At 62.4% G+C, this 6,565-nt stretch carries 6 protein-coding genes; 2 read left to right on the top strand and 4 right to left on the bottom strand.

Annotated features, from left to right (window positions below; translation table 11 throughout):
* On the bottom strand, positions 1–935 hold a 935-nt coding region (locus AC1DWI_RS10675), incomplete at its 3' end, for an MFS transporter (RefSeq protein ID WP_477724808.1).
* 15 nt (positions 936–950) lie between these two features.
* Positions 951–1,862 carry a hypothetical protein gene (locus AC1DWI_RS10670; RefSeq protein ID WP_477668727.1) on the bottom strand — a complete coding sequence of 304 codons (912 nt, stop codon included), beginning with the start codon at positions 1,860–1,862 and terminating at the stop codon, positions 951–953.
* A gap of 113 nt (positions 1,863–1,975) precedes the next feature.
* Between AC1DWI_RS10670 and AC1DWI_RS10665 the strand changes: the two genes are divergently transcribed.
* Complete coding sequence (locus AC1DWI_RS10665; protein ID WP_477668728.1) at positions 1,976–2,707, top strand: helix-turn-helix domain-containing protein; 732 nt, start codon at positions 1,976–1,978, stop codon at positions 2,705–2,707.
* Between the two features lie 229 nt (positions 2,708–2,936).
* Complete coding sequence (locus AC1DWI_RS10660) at positions 2,937–4,094, top strand: hypothetical protein (protein WP_477668729.1); 1,158 nt, start codon at positions 2,937–2,939, stop codon at positions 4,092–4,094.
* A 114-nt stretch (positions 4,095–4,208) separates the two neighbouring features.
* On the opposite strand, the gene AC1DWI_RS10655 is transcribed toward AC1DWI_RS10660, so the two are convergent.
* A complete protein-coding gene (locus AC1DWI_RS10655; RefSeq protein WP_477668730.1) occupies positions 4,209–5,486 on the bottom strand; it encodes an FIST signal transduction protein in 1,278 nt (425 codons plus the stop codon).
* Between the two features lie 37 nt (positions 5,487–5,523).
* Positions 5,524–6,381, bottom strand: coding sequence for a PhaM family polyhydroxyalkanoate granule multifunctional regulatory protein (locus AC1DWI_RS10650; protein ID WP_477724807.1), 858 nt, complete (start codon positions 6,379–6,381; stop codon positions 5,524–5,526).
* Positions 6,382–6,565 lie beyond the last annotated feature (184 nt).

The following is a 6,565-nucleotide window of genomic DNA, read 5'->3' as shown; positions in this document are numbered from 1 at the left end:
ATCTCGACGTGGCGTTTGCTGAGCACTTCGCAGAGCAGCGATCCGGTCGCGATGCCGATGGAAAACACCACCAGCAGCAAAGACGCCACCTGCTCGTTACCGTGCAGCACCTCTTTGGCAAAACTCGGAAACTGGCTCAGGAATACCGCGCCAAAAAACCACATCCAGCTGATACCCAGCATGGAGCGGAATACCACCAGGTTGCCGTTGGCAAGCTTGAGGTTGCGCCAGGTTTCTGTCACCGGGTTCCAATTGATTTTCAGGCCTGGGTCAGTCGCTGGCGTCAGCGGAATAAACTGCGAGACAAGCCGGCCAACCAGTGCGAGGCCGATGCATGCAATGGCCACATAGTCCGGCCCGACCTGGGGTACGGCCACCATGAGCCCACCCACCACCTGGCCCAGCAAAATGGCCACGAAGGTGCCCATCTCGACCATGCCGTTGCCGCCGGTCAGCTCGCGCTCGTTGAGCGCCTGCGGCAGGTAGGCAAATTTGACCGGGCCGAATATCGTGGAATGCAGCCCCATCAAAAACGTGCAACCCAAAAGCACGGGCACCTGGACATTGGCATTGCTGCTCATGAAGCCGACCGCAGCGATCAGCATGATCACCACTTCCAGGTTCTTGACAAAGCGGATCACGCGCGTCTTCTCGAACTTGTCGGTGAGCTGCCCGCTGGTGGCCGAGAACAGCAGAAAGGGCAGGATGAACAGAGCGCCAATGGCCAGCCCCGCCAGCGCGGGAGGCAGCCAGCTCACGCTGAGCTGGTAGGTCACCATCACGGTGAAGGCAAACTTGAAAAGGTTGTCGTTGGCCGCCCCTGAAAACTGCGTCCAGAAGAAAGGGGCGAAGCGGCGCTGCTTGAGGAGCGCGAACTGGTTCGGATGCTCGTGAACGGGGGGTGGCGACACCGCGGCGGCCATATCAACAGGCATGCTTGACTCCTCTTTTCAGTTGTTGTGCGGCAGACTGTGGCGGGATGGCCTGCCTGCTCTGTTTTTGAATGCTGCTGTGGATTCTGCCTTGAATTTTCGGGCGTCCAGAAGCGCCGCAACGACGGGCCAGGCAGCACAACTGGCCACCACGTGCTTCAGGGTGTGGCCCGAAACCAGCTGACCCGTCCATTCGAACACCGCGTGGTCACCCAGCTCGAGCAGCTTGGCCAGCGCATAAATGGCCACCACCAGCATCCAGCGGATGGGCAACACCCGCCCTGCCAGCGTGGGCCGCAAACAGGCGACGCCGACAATCAGCAACATGCCACCGAGTTGCAAAACGGCCCAGGGCAGCACATTGCCCGTGTGCGACCAAAGATGCACGGACAACGGTCCGAGAACGAGGACTGCTGCAGCAACCGCTACACCGGCACGGGTGCTGACGGCCTGCATGGTGCCAAGCCCGAGCAAGCCTGCGAAGGCAAACACCATGCCGCCCCGATCCCAGACCAGCCCGGCATCTCCCGGCTGCAGATGGTAGGCTGCAGAAACCATGGAGGTGAGGGCCAAGCCGGCAAAGAACAGCCCTGCGAAACCTGCGGCGGCGGCGCTGAGCGCCCGCGCCTTCACGGCACGCACAAGGGCCCAGGCACCCGCCATGCCCCACAGCATGAACGGCAGGTTGCTGAGGACGTCCATCGCATGCGGCAACCATCCCCAGGCTCGTTGGTCGGCGAAGTCGTGATAGTGCAAAGGCTGCGCCACCGACGGCCCCAGCAATGCCGCCGCCAGCATCGCAAGCAACACGCCGGCGAGCGCGCATTCGCGGCGGCAGGCCGGGGCTTTCCAGCCCGATACCTTCATCTGCGCAAACCAGGAAGGCGGCGGCACAACACGGCGGTGGGCGGTTTTCAGGCTGATTGGCATGGGGCAGCTCCTGTGTGAATGAAGCTGCACTGTGCAGGCCAAGCGCCGGAAGAAGCACCGGAATTAGAACCAGTTCTTACTATTCATCCCGAAAGTACCGATAATCGATACTCATGAGCACTACCGCAGATCTTGTCATCGTCCTCAAAAAGGAACTCAAGGCGGCGCGCATGACGTACGCCGACCTGGCCGTCAAACTCGGCATGGCCGAGTCAAGCGTCAAGCGCATGCTGGCCAGGGGCGATATGCCCCTCTCGCGTATCGACGCGATCTGCCGCGCGCTCAAGCTGGACTTTGCCGACCTGGCCAGGCGCATCGCCGACACCCAGCCCCTGCTGGCGGAGCTGACCGAAGCACAGGAAAAAGCCGTGGTGGCCGACAAGAAGCTGTTGCTGGCCGCCATCTGCGTGCTGTCGCAATGGACGCTGGAGCAAATCACCACCAGTTACCGGCTGACCGAAGCCGAGTGCATCAAATACCTCGCGCAACTGGACCGCATCGGCATCATCGAGCTCAAGCCGCTGAACCGCTACCGGCTCAAGCTCGCCAAGACCTTCCGCTGGCGACCGCACGGGCCGGTCATGGACTACTTCCGCGAAAACGCCCTGCTTGACTATTTTTCCGGTGGATTTGACGGCAATGGCGAAGGCCTGCTGCTGGTGCACGGCTCCATCAGCCGCGGCCTGGCGCCTTCGTTCCTGGAGCGCATGCAGCGGGTGGCGCAAGACTTTGCCCAACAGCACCAGACCGACCAGAAGCTGGGCGACAAGGACCGCGAAGGATTCACCTTGCTGCTGGCCATGCGGAGCTGGGAGTTCGAGGCCTTCGCTGCACTTCGTAGGTAACACCCCCGTTCAGACTCACTTCGTGTAGTCTGCTCCCCCCTCAAGGGGGCGACCCCTGCGGCCCGGCAAAGCCGGTTCCGCGGGGCCTGCTGGTACTCCCTTGTTGGCATACTCGACATATTGCATGCAATTACATTAGCCAACTAAGTAAATTTGATGTTTACTGGTATTATTCAGCTGATTACGGCTTGCTCGGCTATTTTGTGCATGCAATTCCGACGAAATCACGATGAAACCCATCTCCACCTACGTTGGCCTGCCCATCCCGGTTGCGGCCAATCTGACCGACACCAAATACTTCTTCCAGGCGCTGGACAACTTCTCGCGCGTGATGGCGATACGTCCCGGTGACCGGGTGCTGATGCTGGCCGACCCTCTGCTGGACCCGCGCGTGATCGACGCCGTGATCGGCATTGCCAAGTCACGCGGCGCCGAGGTGCGCATTTACATGGAGCCGAGCACGCAGGTGACCGCCGTGCCTGAAGAAGTGCATGCCATGCTGAAGAAGGCCACTTTTGTGGTGTCTACCTGGTTCTGCTCCATCCTCGACCCTTTGTGCATCAACCTGCGCCGCACCGGCCAGCGTTGGGTCAAGATCACCTACTTTCGCAACCTGGATCTGCTGCACACGCCGCAAGCGCGCTTTCCGGTCGATCTCATCGGTGAGATCATCCGCCAAACGGCCAGCCGTTACCCGACCGAAGGCGATTTCGACCTGCGCTTCACCGATCCGCGGGGCAGCGACTTCCGCATCAGCTTCACGCAGGCGATGCGCGCCAACCAGTTGGCCACCAACCGCTGGCGCGGCCAGATGACGGCCGAGGAAGACGGCTGTTATGTGCACTACCTGCCGACACACGGCCCCAATCTGTGGGACCACAACTCGGTCAAGAATGATTTCAAGGCCGTGGTGCCCATGGCGGGCGTGCTTTACCCGCAATGGGCGGTCGGTTTTGCCAAACCGTTCGAGGAAAAAATCGCCGTCCATTTTGAAGGCGACACAATTTCATCGGTTGAGGGAATTTCAGAAGAAGCGGTGATCCTGCGCGAGATGCTGGTCGGTGGCCGCATGATCGAAGGCGGCGGCTGCGGCTTCAACCCCAAGGCGCCGCGCCACACCGTGTACCCGGCCGGCTCAAACTCTCCCGGAGCGCTGCACTTCGGCATCGACCTGGCGCAACCCAGCCACTACATACGCCGTGTCATGCCTAACTGGGAAGAGCCGCCCGTGCACATGGACCTCATCACGCTGGACAGCACCGTGACTGCAGGGGGCTGCACCCTGATCAAGGACGGTTTTTTGTGCGCACTGCGCGACCCGTCAGTGGTGGCGCTGGCAGCGCGCTATGGCGACCCTGTCGAATTGCTGGAAGCTCAGGTTTTATAGCTCCCCACGGCCTCTTCAAGCGGGGGCCGCGGTCCGGCTTTGCCGGCCGCGAGGCGCCCGTCCCCTGGAAGGGGAAAAGGCGCTACACGCAGTGAGCGTCCGATAGGGGTAAACCTAGGCAGGTGACGTAAACACCGTCAGCACGCCGGTGTAGCCGTACAGATGGTGACGGGCGATCTCACCGCCGGCGAAAAAACCAACCAGCGGCACATCGCCCAGGGCCCGCCGCACGATCTGCAGTTCGGCACTGGGCGCGCCGAAGTGCGGGCCGCCACGGCCGGAGCAACTGACGTACACCGCGCCCGCAATGCGCCGGGCCGCATGCGGCGTGGCTTCGGCCTCTGACGCGCTCAAGGCGCTGGCAACTTCCAGCGTGACTTCTTCCGGTTCCAGCTCTTCACGAATCTCGGCGCACACACGCACCAGGTCGGCGCGCGCGGCTTCCATGTTGCGTTCGCAGAAAGCCAGCTTCATGCCCACGACGGGCACCTCCGCGATGGCAATCCCCTTGCGCGCCGGATCCAGCCCGATCAGGTGGCGCACCAGCACCTCTGCGCCAAACTGGCCGTGCCGGCCGGCGCCGTCATGGGGAATGTCTGCCGGGCGGCTCAAGCCGACAAGCGTGGTCCGCACTTTGGCCAAGGCCTCCCGCGGCTCATCAAGCGACACGTCCAGGTCTGCCAGCATCACCTCCAGTGCCGGCTGTCCATCGAGCTCGGTCACCACATTGGACTCGCAGGCCGTGATCTCATGATGCGCAGACACCGGCCGGCACCCTTGGGTAATGCGTGACATCAGTGCCGCGCCCTGGCCAAAAGCCACACCGCTGAGGCCCCCGGTGAAGACACCGCCGGCCGCGCCCTGCCCCTTGACATTGCCATGCCCGCTGAGGGAAAACTGCACCGTACTGGAGCGGCTGGAGGCCAGGCCGCCAAACACATAGCCGCTGCCGGTGCGCTGTGCCATTTCGTCGATCAGTTCGGCAACGTCGGGCGTTCCGGCGTCCGCATGCACCAGCGCCGTATGCGCCTTGAACCTTCCCTGGCTGGCCGGGGGCAAGGGCGACACCCCGGAGAACACACGGTACTGGTCATGCGGAAGCTCGCAGAGCATGACCGTGAGCGCCGGCTCGTCAAAGTACTCGACGTTGTTGGAGGCGATACCCACACCCACCGTGCCGCTCCAGTCGGTGATGTCGGGCAATTCGGCGCTCAGATGGTCAAGAATATCCTGCGCGTGTGCCGCATAGTGATCGGTGATGTAGAGCAGCGCCAGCGTGGGCGATTTGGCGTAGCCGGGCAATGCGAGGTAGGCGCGCAGCTGCGCCAGCACAAGGCCTGCCGCCATCTGCCATTGCGGATGGGTGGCGTGGCCGTAGGGAAAAAGCTTCATGGGGTCCTGGTGAAATTCAGTGAAAAGTCGGCCTGTATCAACGCGTGGTTTTGCGTGCGGTTTTAGTTGCAGCCTTGCGCGCTGGCGCCTTGGCCTTGGGTTTCGTTTTGGTGGCAGTTTTGCCGGCGGCCGGTGTAGGCCATGCCTGGCTGCTGCGCAGGGCCGTGTTCATGGCCGCGCGTGCGCCGCCGGCCACGGTTTTACCGGCGGACTCCGCCATGTTGCGGGCCATGCCCGTTGCCATGCCGGTGGCGGTCTTCATCGCGTCCTTGGCAAGGCCGGTCGCCAGGCTTTTGGTGGTGTCCATGGCCGTTTTTTTGGCGGCATCCTTCATGGCATCTGCCGCAATCGTCTGGAACTGCTGGGTCAGCGCGCCCCACCACWGCATCGGGTCCACCACGCCGGCCGGCTGCGCGCCGGCCTTGGCCGCGCCGGGTGCCTTGGCCTTGGATGTGGCGGCCGGCTTGTCCGCGCCAAAGCTCGTTGGCGGGACCTCCAGCCCCGAAAACGTGCGGGCCTTGTCGGCCACACGCTGCACGCCACCGGCCACGCTGTCGGCCACCTTGAGCTTGAAGGCATTGGCCACATCGCCCATGTTGAAGTTCATGCCTTTGAGGGTAGCCAGCGTCATCTTCTGCACCTCCAGCGCCTGGATGGTCGCCTTGAGCGCCGTGGCGTTCTGGTCAAGCCAGAACTGGACAGCCTTGAGTTCATCGATGCGCTTGTCGAGTTCTTCAACATTCAGCGTGGGCGCTACCCAGTTGCCCAGGTTGGGCAACTGCGGAATGCTTTGTGTGGCGCTGCCTGCCGCCTGTTTGGCCAGGTTCTGCAAAAAGTCAAAGCCGGGCACCAGCTTGCCGAAACCGGGGAAAGAAGGGTTGTCCGCGTCACTCATGAATGTCTCCTGRCAGGTTGTGCACGATTTGCATCGGGCGGCTGGATGATCCAGCGCACGCCTTCATTGTGCAACGCCGCAGCAGCGCGTCAACCGCTTTTTGTGTTTTCAGCAGGCAAACACCAGGGTCGAACCGGTATTGATACGGATTCAAGCAAGAAACACCCACAGACCTTTACCGACA

It is taken from the genome of Polaromonas sp. P3_C2, assembly GCF_056402675.1.
Note: the sequence above shows the minus strand (reverse complement) of the source record. Positions and strands in the feature narration are given on the sequence as shown.